The sequence below is a fragment of the Halomonas sp. DP4Y7-1 genome (assembly GCF_019800705.1).
Taxonomy (GTDB): domain Bacteria; phylum Pseudomonadota; class Gammaproteobacteria; order Pseudomonadales; family Halomonadaceae; genus Halomonas; species Halomonas litopenaei_A.
Genome location: NZ_JAHVKS010000005.1, coordinates 321057 through 341794 on the forward strand (window position 1 = coordinate 321057; position 20738 = coordinate 341794).

Sequence of the window (20738 nt, forward strand, 5' to 3'; positions counted from 1 at the left end):
CTATGACGCCATCTTCCTCAGACTGTAACGATACCCCGCCATCTTCCGCCGTGGTCGAGGCCCGGCACCTGGTCAAGCGCTATGGCGACGTTGACGTGCTGCGCGACGTGTCCCTATCCGTCGCCGAAGGCACTGTGACCACCATTATCGGCGCCAGCGGCTCCGGCAAGAGCACCCTGCTCAGATGCATGAACCTGCTGGAACGCCCGCAGCAGGGTCAGTTGACCATCGCCGACGAGTCTATGCGCTTCACCGCACAAGGTCCCCGCAGCGGCCACACCGACATGCCCATCAGCCGCCACCAGCTGCAGCGCCTGCGCGCCAAGGTGGCGATGGTCTTTCAGCAGTTCAACCTGTGGCCTCACATGACCGTGCTGGGCAACGTCAGCGAGCCGCCCGTGCGGGTCAAGGGGATCAGTCGACGCAAGGCCAACGCCCTGGCCATGCACTATCTCGAGCGTGTCGGCATGGCCGAACGTGCGGACGCCTATCCCGCCTTTCTGTCCGGCGGACAGCAGCAGCGTGTGGCGATTGCCCGCGCACTGGCCATGGAGCCACAGATCCTGCTGTTCGATGAACCCACCTCGGCGCTCGACCCAGAGCGGGTCAATGAAGTGCTCGGCGTCATCCGCGGGCTGGCCGATGAAGGGCGCACCATGCTGATGGTCACCCATGAAATGGCATTCGCCCGCGACGTGTCCGACCAGATCGTGTTTCTCGACCGTGGAGTGGTCGGCGCTGCCGGCTCTCCCGAGCGCATCTTCGAACAAAGCGACAACGAACGCTGCCGGCGCTTCATCGCCCCTGCCGCCTGACTGCCCGTCCCACAACAACCAGGAGTTTCCATGACCGTCTTCCCTTCCCTGCGCCCGTCAGTCGATCTCGCTCGCCGCCTTGGCCTGGGCGTCGCGCTGGCCACGACCCTCGGTGCCGCCGCCATCGGCAGCGCCCATGCGACCGACCAGACGGACACCCCCTCCGCGGGCGAGCCCCTCAAGATCGGCATCTCGGCAGAACCTTACCCGCCTTTTACCTACACCTCCTCAGACGGTGACTGGACCGGTTTCGAGATAGAGCTGGCCGCAGCGATCTGCGAACAGATGGCTCGGGAATGCGAGATCACCCCGACCGGCTGGAGCGGCATTATTCCCTCGCTCAAGTCAGGCCGTATCGACATGATCATGAACTCCATGTCGATCACCGAAAAACGTCTTCAGGTCATCGATTTCAGCGCCCCCTACTACTACACCCCTGGCGCCTATGTCGCCGCCCGCTCGCTGGAGCTGGATCCCCCCGAGGGCCTCGATGGTCTGGTCCTGGGCGTACAGAGCGCCACCACCAACGCCACCTATGCCCGTCGGGCGCTAAGGGACACCGGCGTCGACATCCGCCTGTACGACCAGGCAGAACAGGTGAACCGGGATCTGCTGTCAGGCCGCCTGGACGTCATTCTGGCCGACGAGATCGCCATGGTGGAACTGACCGAGCGTGATGAAGCTGGCGACTTCGAGATCAAGGCCACGGCGCCTCACCATGCGGCCTACGGCGAAGGCGTCGGCATCGGGCTGCGCCAGCAGGACGATGCCCTTACCGAGGCCGTCAACGCCGCCATTGAGCAGGTCAATCAGGACGGTACCTGCACCGAGCTGTCCGAGAAGTACTTCGGCACTGACGTCTGCGTCAGCTGACGTCAATGGCCCGGGCGGTCCCTGCTGCGACGCAGGGACCGCCGCAAGGCTGTAAAACTGGCCACGCCAAGGAGTCTTTTCATGTCTATCGCCTCCCAGGAGGGCCTCGTCGATTGGGCGGGTCCGATCCTTGAAGGAGCCCTCACCACCCTGGAGATTGCGCTGCTGGCCTATGCCATAGGCGTCCTGCTCGGCCTTGTCGGCGCCGCCTGCCGGCTCTCCCGGCAAGCCTGGCTGCGCGGCATTGGCGCAGGCTATTCCACCGGCGTCAGGGCAGTGCCGGAGCTGTTGCTGATCATTTTGCTGTACTACGCCGGCTCCCAGGCATTGACCGCCGCGGCTCATGCGCTGGGACTCTCCGGCCAGGTCGCCATCAACGGCTTCGTGACCGCCGTGGGCGTGCTGGCCTTCGTTCAAGGCGCTTACATGACCGAGGTCTTTCGCGGTGCCATCAGCGCCATACCTCGCGGTCAGCTTGAGGCCGCCGATGCCTTTGGCTTCTCCCCCTGGGCACGCTTTCGCCGAGTCACCCTGCCGGCCATGCTGCCCAATGCCCTGCCCGGCATGTCCAACCTATGGCTGATTCTGATCAAGGACACCGCGCTGATCAGCGTGATCGGCTATAGCGAGCTGTTCTTCACCATTCAACAAGCAGCCGCCAGCACCCGAGCCCACTTCCTGTTCTATGCCGCGGCAGGGGCGCTTTACCTGGCCATGACGCTGACGTCCAACTGGCTTTTTGCCGTCGTTGAGCGGCGTGCACGGCGCGGCCTCCCCCAGCTTCAGGAGCACTGACATGGATTTCAGCTGGCTGAGCGATCCCTTCTATCAGGAATATCTGGTAGAAGGGCTGATCAACACGCTATGGCTACTTCTGGTATCGGCTGTGGCAGGCCTGATCCTGGCGGTGGCGATGGCCATGGCGCGTATCAAGGGTCCGCGCCCCCTTGCCTGGCTGGCCACAGGCGTCACGGCGGTGATTCGCGGCACGCCACTGCTGGTGCAACTGTTCTTCTTCTATTACGGCGTGGGTCGCCTGCTGGAAGGCATCCCCGGCATCCAGGACAGCATCTTCTGGGGCCTGTTGCGCGACCCCTTCTTCTACGCCACCTTGACCTTTACCCTGTCGGTGGGTGCCTACAGCGGCGAAATCCTGCGTGGCGCGCTGCTCAACGTGCCGCCGGGCGAGCGGGAAGCGGGACGTGCCTATGGTTTTACTCCATGGCAGGTATTCGTCCACCTATGGCTACCCAGAGCCGTGCAGCTGTGCCTACCCACCCTGACCGGCGAGATGATTCTTCTGCTGAAATCGATACCGCTGGTCTCGACCATCGCCATGATGGACCTGCTGCAGGCCGCCAATATCATCCGTGACGAAACGTTCTTGACCTACGAGCCGCTACTGCTCATCGCGGCCATCTACCTGCTGCTGACCATCAATCTGACTCTGGTATTGCAGCAGCTGGAACGTCATTTCCCCGGCGTGCAGCCACAGCGTCGACGCTTTCGCTGGTGGGCACAGGCAAGACACGGGTAAGACCCAAGCGGGGCTCAGACAGCGGCTCGGACAATGGCTTAGACAATGGCTAAGGACAGCCTGAGCACGACGACTGGGCCCCTGCATGTTCACTACGGGAGACAGCGCTCCGGCAACGTTGCCCATATGCCATATCACCGGGCCCGCTTCCGCCGACGCTTCTACTAACAGTCACCCCAGATCACTCACCCCGCCATGGGGGAGAAATAAAGCGTGGTAGCCAGCGTGACATCAAACGCAAAAATACGGCTGCCGCTGGCGGCTGCATCATAAACGGTAGGCTGGGCGTACACCGGTTTGACGGATTTATCCAGCGCGTCAGTTTTATTGTGCAAAACTCATACTGTTTTTAGACTCAGCGCGGGCGACTGTTCTTTGCGGTTGGCTCCCTCTGCTGCACATTTATTTACTCTGTTCTCTTACGACTCACATCTCTGCCAAGGTGCTGTGGCCGAGACGCTTTCCTTGCGAACCATCATGGGCCCCTTCAAGGTATCCTGAGCCTCTCAAAGTGTGCAGAACTCAGCGCAGCAGCCTACCTACTTCACGGTGCCATCTCTCCCTCATTTGCGCTACATGGCAGGCACAGCAACGGCACTACTATAGCGCTCATTCACCCGATAACTTTCGCGACATATGCATGTTGTGGCAAAGAACTATCGAATCACGCTATGTTTACTGCCAAATGCGGCATAATAAATCCGCACTGCACCATAATGGTCATCTTTAGTGTGCAAGATGACCAGCCAAGACGGCAGGAGACCGTATGAAGGGATCTCGTACACGACGTATCGCGCTGGAGCCACGCCTGCTGTTCGACGGCGCCATGGCCGCCAGCGCCGATCAGGCTGACAGCGACCAGCAGCAGGACACTGGCGACAAGGACAAGGTCGCCGTCACTCCTGCGAGTCAAAGCGAGGGCGAGGGAGCACGCAGCACGAGTGCGCGACATCTGGTGGTATTGGATGCCCGTCTTAGCGATCAGCAGCGCCAGGCGATTCGCGACGGCCTTGCCGATGACGCCGAATGGATAGTGGTAGATAGCGATGAGAACGGCGTGGCCGCCATCACCTCCGCCCTGGCCGGTATGGATCAGGTGCAGAGCATCGAGATCTTCAGTCACGGAAGCGATGGCCAGTTCCAGCTTGGCAATACCCTGATCAGCAGCCAGACCCTGTCGGAATTCAACCAACAGCTTGGCCAATGGCGCGATGCCCTCAGCGCCGACGCTGACCTTCTGCTGTACGGCTGTCGGGTCGCGGCCAGCGACCATGGCGTGGCCTTTCTCGAGAATCTGTCCGAGGCCACCGGCATGGACGTCGGCGCCTCCAGCGACAATACCGGCAGTACGCTGGAGGGAGGCGACTGGGTCCTCGAGCGTCAGCTGGGCGAACTAGACGACGACCGTGGGGTGGCGGTCGCGGCCCTCGCAAGCCTCGATGGCCTGCTGGCAGATGCGCAGCCGGTGGCCAGCCTGCCGACCTCCAGCGCTCAGGTGCCCCTCGGCGAAACCTTCGAGTTCAGCGTCAATGTATCCAACGCCTCCAGTGCCCAGGAAGGCTACGCGCCCTTCGTTCAGCTGGTGGTACCAGCCACCGGCAAGGACGGCGCTGGCGCCGCGGTGGATGACGGTATCACCATCACCTCAGCGAGTTACCTGGGAGGCCAGCTGGATCTGTTGAGCGTCACCTTCGACGCCAACGGCCAGGCAGAGCATCCTCTGGCCCGCGGCAGTGACGGCCAGCCACTGGTCATCAATGCGGCAGACTTCGGTGCTCGCGCCGGCGATACCCTTATCGTCGTCGCCCTTCCCTTTGCCAGTCTGACCGCCGAGCAGCCTAATATCGAGGTGACCTTTACCGGCCGCTTGAGCGCCCTGGCCGACACCGCCCAGACCAATGGCAGTCCGGATCTGGTGATCCAGGCCCTGGCTGGCTTCGAGCTTGGCAATGATGCCCAGTCGAACCCCGAGCAGGATCCCACCCTGCTTGGCAGCGCGGTCGCCTTCACCATCACCCCCACGGTGATCGCGGTGGAGCAGACCCTCAACATGAGCGAGGGCGATACCACCACCGGTGAAAACTATCCTCACAGCCTGGTCACCACGGTGCGGCCGGCCGGCGCCGGTATTACCGCTCAGACCCTGACCGACGTGGTCATCACCCAGCCGATCCCGACCAATGTGCAAGTCACCGCCATCGACCCCGGCGCTGGCACCCTGACCTCGATCACCCTGGCGAGTGGACTGACGCTGGTGCGTCCTGACCTGATCCAACGGGCCATCGATGGCGATGCCTTTATCACCTCCTACACCGTGACCTATGACAGTCTCACCGAGGCCCAGTCCAGTCGGGTGGACTTCTTTGTGCCGGAGTACGATGCCGACGGTAACGCCATCCTGGATCCGGCCAACGGCAATGAAGAGACCATCACCTTCGACGCCCCCAGCGGCGCCGGTGTCTGGCTTCCCCTGGATAGCCGAGACAGGGACCCCAACGATCCTGACGGCAAGGTCAGCTTTGCGGGTACCGGCGATGAGATCACCTTTGTCGCCAAGTCGCTGACCGTCGAGAAGAGCGCGTCAGTGGTGGTGGATACCGGATCCAGCGGTCTGACGCCTGGCGATACCCTGGAATACCAGCTGGAGGTGGCGCTGTCGGACTACTTCGCCTTCGGCAAGGACACCCAGCTGGAAGGTCAGTTTATCGTGACCGACTCGCTCGGTAACGGACAGACGCTGACCGGTGCTCCGACCCTGACGCTATACAACGGCACCAATGCCACCACCATCGACCTGGTCGTGACCTCCACCACCAACGCTGACGGCACCACCACCCTGGTCTTCGACATCGCCCAGTCGATCCAGGACGCCCTGGCCGACCAGGCTTGGCTGGCGGGCGACGCGGCCTTCGACAATGTGATCGATGCCGGTGCCACCCGGGCCGTCATCGGCTATCGGGCGGTGGTGGATCAGGCCTACGTCGGCGTCGCTGACCACCCAGATATCAACGAAGGCGACAGCATCGGCAATTCGGCGCAGGTGAATGCCACCCTGCTCTACGATGCCAATAACCTGACAGGCTTCAGTGAAGCCGATAATTCCAGCACCAACCTGACCGTTCCGGTCAGCGACGTGGATATCGCCATTGAAGGAGGCGTGACCGAGCTGGCCCCCGGCGATGAGGTCACCTTCACCCTTAGCTATGACCTGGTCACCGGCGACCACGAGGGATTCCAGCTTATCGCCTACCTGCCACTACCGCTGCTGGACACCAGTGGCATCAGCTGGTCCCAGGGCGGTGGAGCTGGCAGCTGGTCCTTCGCGGGCGATAATACGTGGCCGGGCACCGTAGTAAGCGTCACCAGCGGGCCCGGCAACTCGATCATCTTCACCTTCGAGGATATCAGCGCCACCCAGGCCAGCACCATCGCCGTCAGCTTTACCATGACGGTAGGTAACCAGCCCTTCGCCGATGGCCGCTCGCTGGATGTGCTGGCCGAATCGCGCCAGACCACCACAATCGACAAGACCGAACTGATCTCCCAGGACGTGGTCAAGGTGCAGTCGGTGGCCGAGCCGGTCGTCTCCATCACCCACGGAGTGGTGTCCTCGACCAACGGCAGCGTCAGCGGGACCAGCGGTAGCTGGAATGCCCCGGGCACCTCGGGGGCGCCGTTCACCGGCAGCATCACTGATCCCGCGGCGGTGGACGGCGACGTCACCGACATCGACGCCGGTGACACCCTGCGTCTGGCCACCCTGCTGGAAAACACCGGCGGCGGCGGCGCCTTCGATGTGGCGACCTCGATCGAGCTCCCCGCCGACCTGGCATTCGTGGGCGGCAGCCTGGCCTCCGCCAATCTGATCCTGACCCTGGGCGACGGCACACTGCTCACCGAAGGCACGGACTACAGCGTCAGTGGCACCACCATAACCTTGCTGGACGCCGGAGAACAGGCAACGCTCCAGGCGGGGCGCGCTGGTAGCGCCAGCGACGACGCCGGCCGCAACATCATCGTCATCACCTACGATGTGATCGTGGCCTCGGCGGTGGCCGCCAGCCGTACCCTCGGCACCACCGCCACCCTGAACTACTACGCCAGCACCAATGGCGGTCCCGACTTCACCGCCACCGATCTGAGTGACGTCGCTACCCAGCAGGTGGCGGCACCGACCATCACCACCACCTTTGCCGACGGCGGCAGCGCCACCGCCGACGATTCCAGCGAGTCCCACACCGGCGGCGCCAACCTGGTGGTTGGCGAGTCCATGCTCTACGACATCGTCGTCACCTTGCCGGAAGGCGGTACCCAGAACCTGCGCATCTCGGACCTGATCCCGCCGGGCATGGCGCTGGACACCACCTTCAATGGCGACGCCGGCTATCTGCTGATCACCGACGCCGCCGGCAGCGGCAATCTCAGCGCCGACTTTGCCGGCACCCTGACCATCAGCGGGTTCACCGGTGACGGCGGAACCCTGGGTAATGAAGGTATCGATGGTCTGTTTACCTTCACCGCCGCCAGTGCCAGCGCCGATAACGATGCCGGCAACAATACCTTTGTGCTGCGCGTGCGGCTGATTGCCACGAACACCCTTAACAACCAGGACAACGCTAACAACAGCGACCCCAATTTCACCCACGAACACACGTCCAGCCTGAGCTATCAAGATAGCGACGGCGACGAGGTCAACGGCAGCACTGCGGTAGACCGGGACGTCGCCCAGACCGGCGACGGCCCGGTGACGACCATCAAGGAACCCACCATTACCGTCGAGCAACGTCTGGTCTCCCCCGCCGACCCGGGGCTTGGGGTCGATGAAGGGGATGCGCTGGTGTACGAGGTCGTCCTCGATAACTCGTCGGTTCTGGCAGGCTTCGACCTGGGCTTCGAGTTTAGCCTGCCGAGCGAGCTGACGGGAATCTCCCTTGACTCAGTGACCGTGGTCGGCAGTTCGGGAGCGGTCATCGGGGATTTCGAGATCGACGGCAATACCATTCGCCTGACCAACACCACGCTGGACCTGCGCTCCGGCGAGTCGATCACCCTGACCATCAGCGCCACCGTCAGCGCCAGTGCCGCCGACGTGCGCAACCTGACCTCCAACGCTCAAGTCACCTGGACCAGTCTCGACGACCAGACCACCACCAGCGCCGGTGAGGAGCGCACCGGTGCAGATGGTGCTCTCTACGGCGGCGATCTCAACGACTATCAGTACAACGATCGCTTGCAGGTGCCGGTGGCTCAGACCTTGGAGGTGTCCCGGGTTGGCGGTATGCAGGGCACAGATGCCGCGGATCCCACCAACGCCGAGTTCGAAGATGTCGCGGTAGGTGAGATCATCCGCTATCGGGTCGTAGCCCTGCTGCCGGAAGGCACCTTCACCGACTATCAGCTCGTTATTGAGGTCGATGAGGGCTTGACGATTCTCCCGGAGACCGCCAATCAGATACTGATGGCGGTCATCAGCAATCAAGGCGGGCTTAGCAGTGATCTTGTCACCGGGGCAAACGTCGTCACCGGTAATGGCCAGTCCTCCGAAGCCGGGTTAATCAATCCTGGGCTCACCGGCGGTCCTACCGGCGAGCTCAACTCGGACCGCTACACCATCAGCAGCGATGGCAGAACTCTGACCATCAACCTGGGCACCATCACCAACGCCGACAATGATGACGACAGGGAAGGCATCTCGCTGGAGTTTAATGTCCGCGTCGACAACGTCAGTACCAACCAGGCAGGTACGGAACTTGGTCTGACCGTCACCGAGAACCGCAATGGCACAGCCTTCGGCTCCCAGACCTTGACCCAGGTGATCGCCGAACCTTCCTTTAGCGACATGGCCAAGACCGTGGAGGCGTTCAACCCCAGCATTGGCGGCGGTGATGGCTCTGCGACCGTTCAGGTCAGTTTCGAGCAGGACGGCGGCATGCCGGCCTACGACGTGGTGCTGACCGACGCCTTTCCTTCGGGCAGCAACTACGTCATCGACCGCATCGTCATCGACGGCCAGACCTATTCCCTGTCCGACCTGCCGGATGGCGTCACCGCCACCGCCTCAGGGTCAGGCATCAACGTGACCTTTGCCCAGCTCGATCCCGGCACCGAGGTCAGCGTCGTCTATCGTGTCGAGGTACCCAATAACACGGTGGTCGTCGACGCCCAGGCACAGCTGCTCTGGTCGAGCCTACCCGACGCCGCCGAGGCGGACGGCGGCGCCTTTACCGACTTTGGCGGAAGCAGCGTGGGTACCGACAGCGAGGCAGATGGCGAGCGCACCGGCGAAGACGGCAACGGAGGCCTCAATGACTACGTGTTGTCCGCCAGCGCCAGCCTAGGCGTGATCAGCGGCACCCTGTGGGATGACACGCTTACGGCTACCAGCGATGCCAGCCCGGATGGTGCAGGCCTTGACGGTGTCACCGTCACCCTGACCTGGGATGGCAACAACGACGGCGACTTCGACGACGTCGATGACCTCACCTTTACCACCCTGACAGACGCAAACGGCAACTACTCCTTCGGGGTGCTGCCCTCGGGCAACTATCGCATCTCGGCCAGCGAGAGCTTGACCGACGACGACCTGGGCGGACTGCGGGCACGTATCGACTCCGACGGCGGCAGCTTTGGCGACGGCACTCTGTCCCGGGTCGACGTCAGCGTCAGCGCCGGTGGCAGCAACAATCGCGCTGCGGATATCGGCTACGTCAGCCTTAACGACGGTCCTGTGCATACCCTGCCGAGCGCACCGGTCGAAGGTAATGAGGATGAATCCTTTGCCATCCCTGGTATCAGCGTCAGCGACCCGGACGCCCTCGCCGCCAGCGTACTGACCACGACCCTGAGCGTACCCGCTGGCACTCTGACCCTGGACCAGGGCGGCGGAGCCGCCACGATCAGCGGCAGTGGCGGCACCACGATCACTATCGAGGGCACCCTGGCTGATATCAACGCAGCCCTTGCCACCTTGCGCTATCAGAGCGCCACCAACGCCAACGGTGATGTGACGCTAACCATTACCACAGACGACAACGCCAACACCGGAGACAGCCCCGACAGTCCCAACGGCACCCCGGGCGAGGACCCCGAAGACGCCCTCACTATCACCGACCGCCTGTCCCTGAGGGTGCTGGCGGTCAATGACAAGCCAACCGCCAACGATGATACCGCCATCGCCATCGAGGCCGGGGGACGCTTCAATACCAATGGGGTAAATCCCAACGGCTTTGTGGTCGCCAACGACACCGACGTGGACCTCAACGATGCCGACCCCGACGTGCTGACGGTGGTTCAGGCAGGCGTCAGTGGCGGTGCCCTGCAAGCGGTCAACGACGATCCGACCCAGCCCACCCGCATCCAGGGCAGCTACGGCACCCTGGTGATCGGGGCCGATGGTTCGGCGGAGTACCTGCTGGACAATGACAATGCGACCGTCGAAGCCCTCCGCCAGAGCAACAATACCCTGCTGGAGCAGTTCGACTATGTGATCAACGACAGTGCTGGCGTGTCATCCCAGGCCACGGTCACCATCACCATTAAGGGCGCCAATGACGCTCCCGTGGGTGTCGATGATAACGCCGTGGCCGTCGAAAAAGGCGGCGTCGCCAATGCCACCGGCGGGCAGGATGGCACTGGCAATGTGCTCGACAACGATACCGACGTGGACGCCTTCGGTGAGACGAAAGTCGTCACCGGTATCCGTGAAGGCGACGATATCCTGGGCTCCTTCGTGGACGTCGGCGGCGCGACCGACATCGAGGGTGAGTACGGCATCCTGACCATCAACCCTGACGGTACCTACATCTATGTCATCAAAGATAGCCTTGATGATGTCGAGGCGCTGGCAAGCGGCGACACCCTGTCGGAGACCTTCACCTACCGGGTCACCGATGCCCTGGGCCTGGATGGCGCCGCGGTGCTGACCATCACCATTCGCGGCGCTCAGGACACCCCCATCGCCACCGACAACAGCACCAGCGCTCAAGCGCCATCCACCGACGGGTCGACCGCGGCGGTGGACGGCCGCGGCAACCTGATCACTGACAATGACGGCGACGGCATCGACAGCGACGTGGACACGGTCGACCAGGGCGCCCTGCGCGTGGCCGGGATTCGCGCGGGCAGCGAGAGCGCTGGCGGTAGCCTCAGCGTCGTCGGCAGCGCCGGTGCCAGCGTGAACGGCATGTACGGTCGCTTGATCGTTACCGCTGATGGCGGCTATCGCTACGTGGTCGATGGCGGCAACACCGCTGTCCAGGCTCTGGCCGTGGGCGACACCCTGAATGAGATCTTCACCTATCAGGTTCGTGACAGTGCGGGCAATACCGACCTGGCAGAGCTGGTAGTCACCGTGGTGGGTGCCAACGACCCGCCCACCCTGGTCGCCGACAAGGCCGTTGCGGTAGAAGCCGGCGGCACCGCCAATGGCACCCTGGGCACCGACCCCAGCGGCAACGTGCTGACCAACGACAGTGATGTCGACGGCCAGGCCATCACGGTCGATCAGGTGCGCTTCGCTACCACAACGGTGTCTGCCGGGCAGGCGCTGGCGGGTCGCTTCGGTACGCTGACGCTCAATAGCGACGGCAGTTACACCTACGTCGTCGACAACAGCAATCCGCAGGTGGAGGCCCTCAGGACCGCCAACGATACCCTCACCGACGTGTTCATCTACCGTGCGGTCGATCCGCTCGGCGCGACCACCTCGGCCCGCTTGACCATCACCATCGAGGGCCGCGACGACGCCCCGGTGGCATCGAATAACATCGCCCTGGCGGTGGCCCGCAACGAGGACGGCAGCGCGCGCAACCCCAGCGGCAATGTGCTGACCAATGACAGCGATATCGATGCCGGCGACCGGCTGGCGGTCAGCGGCGGCCGCCCTGGTAGCGAGGCGTCCGGCGGCAGCCTGGCGACCTTGAGCGGGGGCAGCGTGGTACTGGTGGGCCAATACGGCACCCTGACCCTGAACCGGGATGGCAGCTACCTGTACGAGGTGGACCAGAACAACGCCGAGATCCTCGGTCTCGGCCCGCTGGAGTTCCGTCGCGATATCTTCACCTATCAGGCCCGCGACCTGGCTGGCCTGACCGACCTGGCAGAGCTGACCGTCTTCGTCCGCGGCCAGAATCAGGCACCGGACCCGGTCAACGACAACGGCCTGGCGGTGGAAGCCGGCGGTCGCGACAACGCCACGGCCGGTCAGGATGCGGTGGGCAACGTGCTGACCAACGATATCGACGTGGACGGTGATATCAATCTGGGCATCGACCTGCTGGGCCCCAACCTTAGCGTCACTGGTGTGGCGACGGGCGACGGCACCGCGGGCAGCCTGGGTAACGCCCTCAAGGGACGTTACGGCAGTCTGATCATGAATGCCGACGGCAGCTATCGCTATGCGGTCGACGACGATGATCCACGGGTCCAGGCCCTGCGTGTCAGCGGCCAGACCTTGAGCGAAAGCTTCACCTACGCCCTGACGGATCGCTGGGGAGGCGCCAGCAGTGCCACCTTGACCATCACAATCGACGGTCGCAATGACGACCCCACCGCCCGCGATGACGCCGGTCAGGCCATCGATACCGGAGGTGGGGCTGGCCGACCTGATGCCGTCGGCAATGTGCTGCCCAACGACAGCGACCCTGACGCCACGGCGAACGGCGAAACCCAGCGTGTCGCCTCGGTCTCCCAGCAAGGCGTATCGGCCCAGGCCGGCGAGCCGCTGCAGGGTCGCTACGGCACCCTGATCATCGAGGCCGATGGCAGCTATCGCTACTTCATTGATCGCACCAACCCCGAGGTGCTGCGGGCCAGCGGCCTTGGCCCGGTGCTTGAAGAGGCGTTTGTCTACACCCTGGTGGACCGCGCCGGAGCCACCGACACCGCGACCCTGACGCTGACCCTGGACATTGCGGCCCCCTACATCCCGATCAAGAGCGGCGATATCGGGCCCCATTTTCAACATCGCGAAGGCCTCACCCCCAGCACCCAGGGGCTCGGTGACCTCGATCCGGTAGTCTTTGTCACCCCAGAGGTCGAGCGCAACAACCGCGAGGTCACCGACTACCTGCGGCTGTCCCATGGTGGCCAACCGCTGCTGGTACGTCCCTTCGAAACGCGTATTGCGTCCTTGGCAGAAGGCCTGGGTCAGGTTCAAGGCCAGTACGTGTCCTATGGCGTGGCGCTCAGTCGGGCCTTCGCCGAGCTCGACCAGATCAAGCTGCTGGGCCGGCACGGCCGTACCGACCTCACCGCCGATGGACTGCTGGCCGATCCCTCGCTGTATGCCCCCACGCGAGAGCAGCTACTGGGCAATGCCGACGCTTCCTCTGCCACGGCCACTCCCTCTACCACGGCCACTTCCTCTGCCACCGGGGACGCACAGCAAGCGCCCACGCAAGCCACCGAACAACAGCGCTTCGACGGTCGCCCGCCGTTGCCCGAGGGAGCACAATGGCTGGCCGACACTCCCCTGGATAGCGACCCCAGCGACGCCACCGACAAGCGGCAGGACGCCGCACCGGCGACCGCCAGTGGCTTCCGCCAGCAGCTGCTGGCCATGGCGGACACCACTGCGCCACTGCGCGGAGACCCGTAACAATGACAGTGTCACGACAAGGAAACGGCATGTACCGACTCACCCTCCCGGCGCTGGCGGTCACCGCCGGCCTGGGTCTCAGCGCCTGTGCAAACCTGGAGCCACAGCCCTACGACGCCGATCAGATCCGCCAGCGGGCGATCAGCGATCAGGCTCAGATGTATCGCTTGCAGGAGCCGCTGAACCAGCCGGTCACCTTCTATGAAGCCGCCGCCCGCGCGCTGAAGTACAACCTGGACTATCGCCTCAAGCTGATGGAGAGTGCGCTGGCGTCGAACCTGCGGGACGTATCGCGCCACGAGCTGCTGCCGCAGATCGTTGCCGAAGCCGGGTACAGCGACCGCAGCAACGATTCAGGGGGCACCTCCATCGGTATCGAGGATGGCGAAGAAAGCTTGCGCCCCTCGACCTCCGAGGAGCGCTACCGCTCCACCGCGGGTCTCGGCTTGTCCTGGAGCCTGCTGGATTTCGGCCTGGCCTATTACGAGAATCAGCAGAAGGCCGATCAGATGCTGATGGCCGAAGAGCGTCGCCGCAAGGTCGCCCAGAATGTGCTGCGCGACGTGCGCAACGCCTACTGGCGAGCGCTGGCCGCCCAGCGTCTGATTCCCCAGTTGAACGTCCTGCTGGCGCGCACCGAGGTGGCTCTGGACGCCGCCCGCGAAGCCCAGCGGCAGGGGCTGCTGCCCCGCCAGGAGGTGCTGGCCTACCAGCGAGCGCTGCTCGATTCCACCACCCTGCTGACCGCACGCCGCCAGGACCTGGAGCTGGCCAAGACCGAGCTGGCGGCGCTGATGTCGCTGCCTCCCGGCACTCGCCTGATCCTGGCCGACGAGCCAGAGATGCCGCTGCCTCCCGAGGTCACCGACATCGAGCGTCTCGAGCAACTGGCGCTGCAGCACCGTCCTGAGATCATGGAAGAGTGGTATCGCAAGCGGGTCAACCAGAACGATCTGGAGGCGGCCAAGCTGCGCCTGTGGCCCAATATCACCGTCAGTGCTGGGGTGCAGTACGATTCCAACGACTACCTGTACAACAACGACTGGACCGAGACCGGCGTCAACGTCTCGCTGAATCTGTTGAAGCTGTTGTCCTACCCGGATCTGGACAATGCCCAGCAAACCCAGGGCGGTGTCGATGATCTCAGGCGTACCGCGCTGTCCATGGCCGTGCTGACCCAGGTTCGCGTTGGCGCCCTGCGCTACCACCTGGCCCGCGAGGAACTCCAGTACAGCGATGAAAGCCTTGAGGTAGACGAGGATCTGCTGGCCTACGCCAAGGCAGCCGCCAGCTCATCCATCGGCTCCGAACTGGAGGTAATCCGCGCCGAGAGCCGCTACCTGCTGTCCCAGTACCAGCGTGAAGCCGCCTATTCCCGTGCCCAGGCGGCCTGGGGACGGTTGTTCAATTCGGTAGGACTGGACGTGATGCCCGAGACCATCGCCCAGCATGACATTCAGACCCTGGCGCGCGAGATCGAGAACACCATGACCACCCATGAGCGCCAGGGCATCATTGCGCCTCATCCAGGACAACCCGCGGCGACCACCCCGGGGCCGACCCTTGAGCCGCGTCCGGTGCCCGCTGTCGACGGCCAGGGAGGTGCCAACGATGCGGTATAGACGACATCCCTCGCGGCTGTCAGCGCTCATCACCACGGCCCTGTTGGCGGGTACCACCATCAGCGGCGCCTGGGCCCAGTCCAGTGACAATCAGGGCGCCATGCGCGCCCTGCTCGCGCCCCACACCGATGCCACCCTGTCCAGCCAGATGGAGGGTACCCTGTCTGAGCTGCCGGTTAGCCTGGGCGTCCAGGTCGCGAAGGGCGATACCCTGGCCCGCTTTGACTGTCGGATTGAGCAGGCCAGAGTCAACGTGGCCAATACCGAGCTGGGCGTGGCCCGGCTCAACAGCCAGGCCAAGGACCGCCTGCGGCGACTGGACGCGGTGGGTGATCTCGAGGTGGCGCTGGCCCGCGCCGAGGTCGAGAAGGCCCAGAGCACCCTCAACCTGGCCGCCGCACAGCGCGATCGCTGCACCTTGACCGCGCCGTTCAGCGGTCGCATCGCGGCGGTGCATGTGAAGCCGTTTCAGACCATGTCGGCAGGCACACCGATTCTGGACCTGGTCGCCGACGGGCCGCTCAAGGTACGCCTCAACGCTCCGTCCTCGAGTTTGGCCTCGCTCAGCGTCGGCCAGCCGTTGACCCTCAACATCAGCGAGACCGGCAAGCACTACGCCGCCACTCTCAGCGCCATCAATGCCCGGATCGATGCTGTCGCCCAGACCGTCGAGCTGGAAGCCGAGCTTGACCAGGCCCACCCGGAACTGGTGGCGGGCATGACCGGGCGAGCCCTGCTGGACGCCCCCGACCAGAGCACCCTCGACCAGAGCACCCAGGAAAGCACCACTCCCGAGCCACAGGACAACCCATGAGTGCCAGCGAGACGCCTCGACCTGCGTCGCTTCCGGCATTGGTCCTGGCCCTGCGCGACCGCGCCATGACCGCCGCGACGCGCACGGAGTTAGCCTTTTCCATCGCCAACGACAGCTACCCCCTGCTGCGCTTTCGCCAGGCCCTGGTGGTGGAGCGGCGCAGCGCCAGCAAGGTACAAGTCCATTGCGTATCGGGGCTGGCCACACCCAAGGAGCGCACGCCTTTTCTCAACTGGGTCGAGACACTGGGCGTGTGGCTCGACCAGCATTATTCGCCCAGTGAGGCCAGGCTGCTGCTGCGCGAGCAGCTGGACCTTCCTCCATCGCTGGCAGAGGGCTGGGCCCAGTGGTGGCCTGAGGTGCTGTGGCTGGTGCCATTGAGCCCCACCGACCCTGCCACCTCGCGAGGACCTGCAGGTCGCGCCTGGGCGCTGTTTCTGCTCGAGCAGGCCCCGCCTGAACCGCTGCGGCCGCAGCTGGCCGGGCTCGCCCACAGCTGGCGCTACTGCTGGCAAGCATTGGCACCGCGCCGACGGGCGCTGCGCCTGCCAAGACGACGTCTGTGGTGGCTGGTACTGCTGGCGGTGGTGGCCATCCTGCTGCTGCCGGTACGCCTGTCCGCGCTGGCACCGGCCGAGATCATCTCCCTCGACAGTACCGCCATTACCAGTCCGCTGGATGGGGTGGTCGCTGACATGCTGGTGGAGCCCAACCAGGCCGTCGACGCCGGCACGCCACTGCTGCGCCTGGACCGCAGCGAGCTGGAGAGTCGCGCAGAAGTGCTCAAGCGCCAGCTTGACGTCGCCAGGGCCGAGCTCGATGCCGCCGGCAACCTGGCCTTCGATGATCGGAGCCGACTGGCTGACATGACCCGTTTACGCGGGCAACAGGCTCAGCGCCAGGCCGAGCTGACAGCTATCGAGGCCCGCCTCGAACGCACCCTTGTCGTTGCCCCCGCAGCGGGAGTCGCCGTCTACTCTGACCGCGACGATTGGGAGGGACGCCCGGTCACCACCGGCGAGCGCATCTTGCGTCTGGCAGACCCCGCTCAGCCGGCGGTAGAGATCCAGCTGGCGGCGGCCGATGCCATCGCGCTGGCACCGGGTGCCGAGGTCACCGTATTCCTGAGTGCCCAGCCGCTGACACCGCTCAAGGCGACGCTGACACGCACCAGCTACGCCACCCAGCCGGACGCCGACGGCATCGATGCCTACCGACTGCTGGCGCGACTCGACGACGCCGACACCACACCGGCGCGCCTGGGCTTGCACGGCACGGCCAAGGTCTATGGTGAACGCGTCAGCCTGGGTTACTACCTGCTGCGGCGGCCGCTGGCCACCCTGCGGGCCTGGACCGGGTGGTAATCATGCACCCATCGCCGCCCTTCAGCGGAGCCGCCCCAGCCGGAACGCCCTCGGCCGCAGCGGTGACGCTAGACACCACCGCGCCGGGCATGACGGCTGCAGATCCTCGCGAGCACCAGCCGGTGCCACCCCTGCGCGACGATCTGCAGCTGCACGACGCTGGCCGAGACGCCCAGGGCGAGCCACAGTGGTCGATCCAGGACCCCGTCACCAATCGCTTCTATCGCATCGGTTGGCTGGAGTTCGAATGCCTGACTCGCTGGGGCCACAGCCCTCGTCGTCTCTGCGATGAGATCGACGCCGCCACCGCGCTCTCGCCCGAGGTAGGCGATATCCTGGCGCTGGTCGATTTCCTGGATCACCATCGTTTACTGCGGGCGACGGCGGAGGTCAGCCAACGCCTCGCCCAGCAGGCGCAACGTGGCGCCGCCTGGCAAAGCCTGTCCTGGTGGCTGCATCATTACCTGTTCTTTCGCCTGCCGCTGGTGCGCCCACAGCATTTCCTGGAGGCCATGGTAAGACGGCTGCCGTGGCTGTTCACCCGAGCCATGGTCGGCGCCGTGCTTATCCTGAGCCTGATCGGGCTGATCCTGGTAATCAAGCGCTGGGACCTGTTCACCCACGCGGTGATGGACGCCTTTTCCTTCTCCGGTATCGTCAGCTTCGCCCTGGCCCTGGTGGTGGCCAAGGCCTGCCACGAGCTCGGCCACGCCCTGGTCGCGACCCGCTTGGGGGTCAGGGTGGCGCATATGGGGGTCGCCTTCATTGTGCTTTGGCCGATGCTCTATACCGATACCGGCGAGAGCTGGAAGCTCAGGCGCAGTCGCTCGCGTCTGGCGATCTCATCGGCGGGCATGCTGGTGGAACTTGGCCTGGCCGGTGTTGCCACCCTAGGCTGGGTGCTGACCGAGCCCGGCCCACTCAACAGCGCGCTGCTATATCTGGCGACCACCAGCTGGGTGCTGTCACTGGCGATCAACGCCAGCCCGTTCATGCGCTTCGACGGATATTTCGTACTGTCCGACCTGCTCGACTTTCCCAACTTGCACGAGCGCGCCGGAGGCCAGGCCAGGACCTGGCTACGACGCCGCCTGCTGGGTCTGTCCGAAGACTGGCCGGAGCCGTTCATGCCCCACCAGCGCCGCGCCCTGATCCTGTTCGCCTTCGCCACCTGGATCTATCGTCTGCTGCTGTTCCTGGGGATTGCGCTGGCGGTCTATCATCTGTTCTTCAAGGCCCTGGGCATTGCCCTTTTCGCCGTGGAAATTGCCTGGTTTATCCTGATGCCCGTGTCTCGCGAACTCTCTCACTGGTGGGCGTCTCGCCGCGCCGTCCCTCGCCGACATCGCCTCGGCTGGCTGTTGGCGCTGGCGCTGGCCGTCGTGCTGGTTTGCCTGCCCTGGCAGACTCGCGTCAGCGGTCCCGGACTGCTTCACGCCGAGCACGAACTGACCGTGTATTCCCCCTTTCCCGCTCGCCTGGAGCGCCTTATGACGGAAGGTGCTGTCAGCCAGGGCACTGCCCTGGCCAGCCTGGTGGAGCCGGATATCCAGCACCAGCTACGCTCCAGTGAACAGGCCATGGCCTGGCTGGATGCCGAACTGGCCGGACTGCTCGCCGCCGACGACGGGCTCGACCGCGACGCCGCAACCCTGGCCCAGCGCCGCGTCAACGAGAGTCATCAGGCAGCCGCCAGCCAGGAGCTGTCTCGCCTCACCCTGCGGGCACCGTTCAGCGGCGTGTGGCAACGCCACGACCTCGAACAGGCGCCGGGACAGTGGGTCGCCCCCCAGCAGCCGCTGGGCCTGCTGCTGGACCCTTCCCGCTGGCTCGTCGATGCCTACCTGCCCCAGGATGACGCCCACAGGCTGACCCCTGGCGCCAAGGTGCGGATCTTTGCCGAAGGACAGCTCACGCCCCTCGAGGGAGAGCTGGTCAGTGTCGGGGCAACCCGCGCCACGGAACTCGCCCATCCGTCCCTGGCGGCCCGCCATGGGGGACCGCTGAGCACTCAACCCGCCACTGACCAGACCCAGGACACCCTGCGCCTGGCCGATGGCCGGGTGGCGGTAAAGGTGCGCCTGCTGTCTCCCTGGCCCGAGGCCAGGCGCAGCCGGGCTCAGGTCCACGTCGACGCCGAACGAGAGAGCCTGGCCGGCCAGTTCTTCACCTGGCTTGCGGCGGTGGCGATTCGCGAGAGCGGATTCTAGGCACGGAGAAGCCCCTCCGCCCTTCGTCGACATTGTCACTATGTTGTACATTCGCTAGGATCAGCAGCACATTTGCCAGGAGTCACCCTGTGGCCGTCACATCCCGCACCACCCCCAAGCGCCCCAGCGTGGCAGACTACCTGGCCGAAGCGATTTTCTCGGGCCAGTATCGACCCGGAGATTTCGTGCCCAAGGAAGTCGATCTGGCCGAGCAGTTCGCCTTGAACCGCTCAGCGGTTCGCAGCGATATTCGTCAGCTGGTCGACGTCGGCATCATCGAGCGCATCTCGGGTCACGGTTCCAAGGTGCGTAGCGTCGAGGAGTGGAACATCCTTGATCCGCTGGTTACCGACTGGATGACCCGCTACGCCTCGCCAAGCCCCGAGATCCAGCGCGAGATCCTGAGCTTCCGCCTGGACGTGGAGCCCTATGTGGCGATGACCGCGGCCAAGCGCGCCACTGCCCGGGATCTGGTCGCGATCGAGGAGGCCTTCGAGGGCATGGAACGGGCCATGAACGCCGCGGAAGGTGATGCCAAACGGCTGCACAGCGACCATGACATCGCCTTCCACGTGGCCATCTTCAAGGCCACCCGCAATATCGTATGGTCCCAGCTGTCGCACATCCTGCGGCCATCGATCTACCTGCTGATCGAATCCTCCAACGAGAGTGCCAGCGACCCTGAGGCCAGCCTGGAGCGTCACCGCGAATTGATGGAAGCGATTCGAGCACGCAAGCCCCACGCCGCCTTCCGTGCAGCCCAGGCAGTGCTGGCCGGCACCGCTGACGCCCTTGGCATCCAGCCGGGCGACAGCGTACTGGGCAGCGATCAGGAACCTCCCCCGCTAGACTGAGCACATGCCCCGGCCCTGGCCAGGCCTCTCCATGCTAAGCTGGCAAGCGGTC

The 20738-nt window shown here is 64.5% G+C and carries 10 protein-coding genes; all 10 read left to right on the plus strand.

Annotated features, from left to right (window positions below):
- Positions 1-2 precede the first annotated feature (2 nt).
- The 10 genes from KUV72_RS12210 (at position 3) to KUV72_RS12255 (ending at position 20686) form a co-directional block, all read left to right on the plus strand.
- Entirely contained in the window at positions 3-815 is an 813-nt protein-coding gene (locus KUV72_RS12210; protein ID WP_222238590.1) for an amino acid ABC transporter ATP-binding protein, read from the plus strand.
- 30 nt (positions 816-845) lie between these two features.
- Positions 846-1688 (plus strand): transporter substrate-binding domain-containing protein, encoded by an 843-nt coding sequence (locus KUV72_RS12215; RefSeq protein WP_222238591.1) that lies wholly within the window; start codon positions 846-848, stop codon positions 1686-1688.
- A gap of 81 nt (positions 1689-1769) precedes the next feature.
- The gene (locus KUV72_RS12220; RefSeq protein ID WP_222238592.1) at positions 1770-2483 is read left to right on the plus strand and encodes an ABC transporter permease; all 714 of its coding nucleotides are present in this window, start codon (positions 1770-1772) and stop codon (positions 2481-2483) included.
- A 1-nt stretch (position 2484) separates the two neighbouring features.
- Positions 2485-3225, plus strand: a complete 741-nt coding sequence (locus KUV72_RS12225; protein WP_222238593.1) for an ABC transporter permease — start codon at positions 2485-2487, stop codon at positions 3223-3225.
- 766 nt (positions 3226-3991) lie between these two features.
- Positions 3992-13822 (plus strand): VCBS domain-containing protein, encoded by a 9831-nt coding sequence (locus KUV72_RS12230; RefSeq protein ID WP_222238594.1) that lies wholly within the window; start codon positions 3992-3994, stop codon positions 13820-13822.
- Positions 13823-13851: 29 nt separating this feature from the next.
- Entirely contained in the window at positions 13852-15444 is a 1593-nt protein-coding gene (locus KUV72_RS12235) for a TolC family protein (protein WP_222238595.1), read from the plus strand.
- Positions 15434-16258, plus strand: coding sequence for an efflux RND transporter periplasmic adaptor subunit (locus KUV72_RS12240; protein WP_222238596.1), 825 nt, complete (start codon positions 15434-15436; stop codon positions 16256-16258). Before KUV72_RS12235 ends, KUV72_RS12240 begins: the two co-directional genes overlap by 11 nt.
- Complete coding sequence (locus KUV72_RS12245) at positions 16255-17622, plus strand: HlyD family efflux transporter periplasmic adaptor subunit (protein ID WP_222238597.1); 1368 nt, start codon at positions 16255-16257, stop codon at positions 17620-17622. Before KUV72_RS12240 ends, KUV72_RS12245 begins: the two co-directional genes overlap by 4 nt.
- A 2-nt stretch (positions 17623-17624) precedes the next feature.
- Positions 17625-19832: an HlyD family efflux transporter periplasmic adaptor subunit gene (locus tag KUV72_RS12250; protein WP_222238598.1), complete on the plus strand. Its 2208-nt coding sequence runs from the start codon at positions 17625-17627 to the stop codon at positions 19830-19832.
- An 89-nt stretch (positions 19833-19921) separates the two neighbouring features.
- Complete coding sequence (locus tag KUV72_RS12255) at positions 19922-20686, plus strand: FadR/GntR family transcriptional regulator (RefSeq protein WP_222163727.1); 765 nt, start codon at positions 19922-19924, stop codon at positions 20684-20686.
- Positions 20687-20738 lie beyond the last annotated feature (52 nt).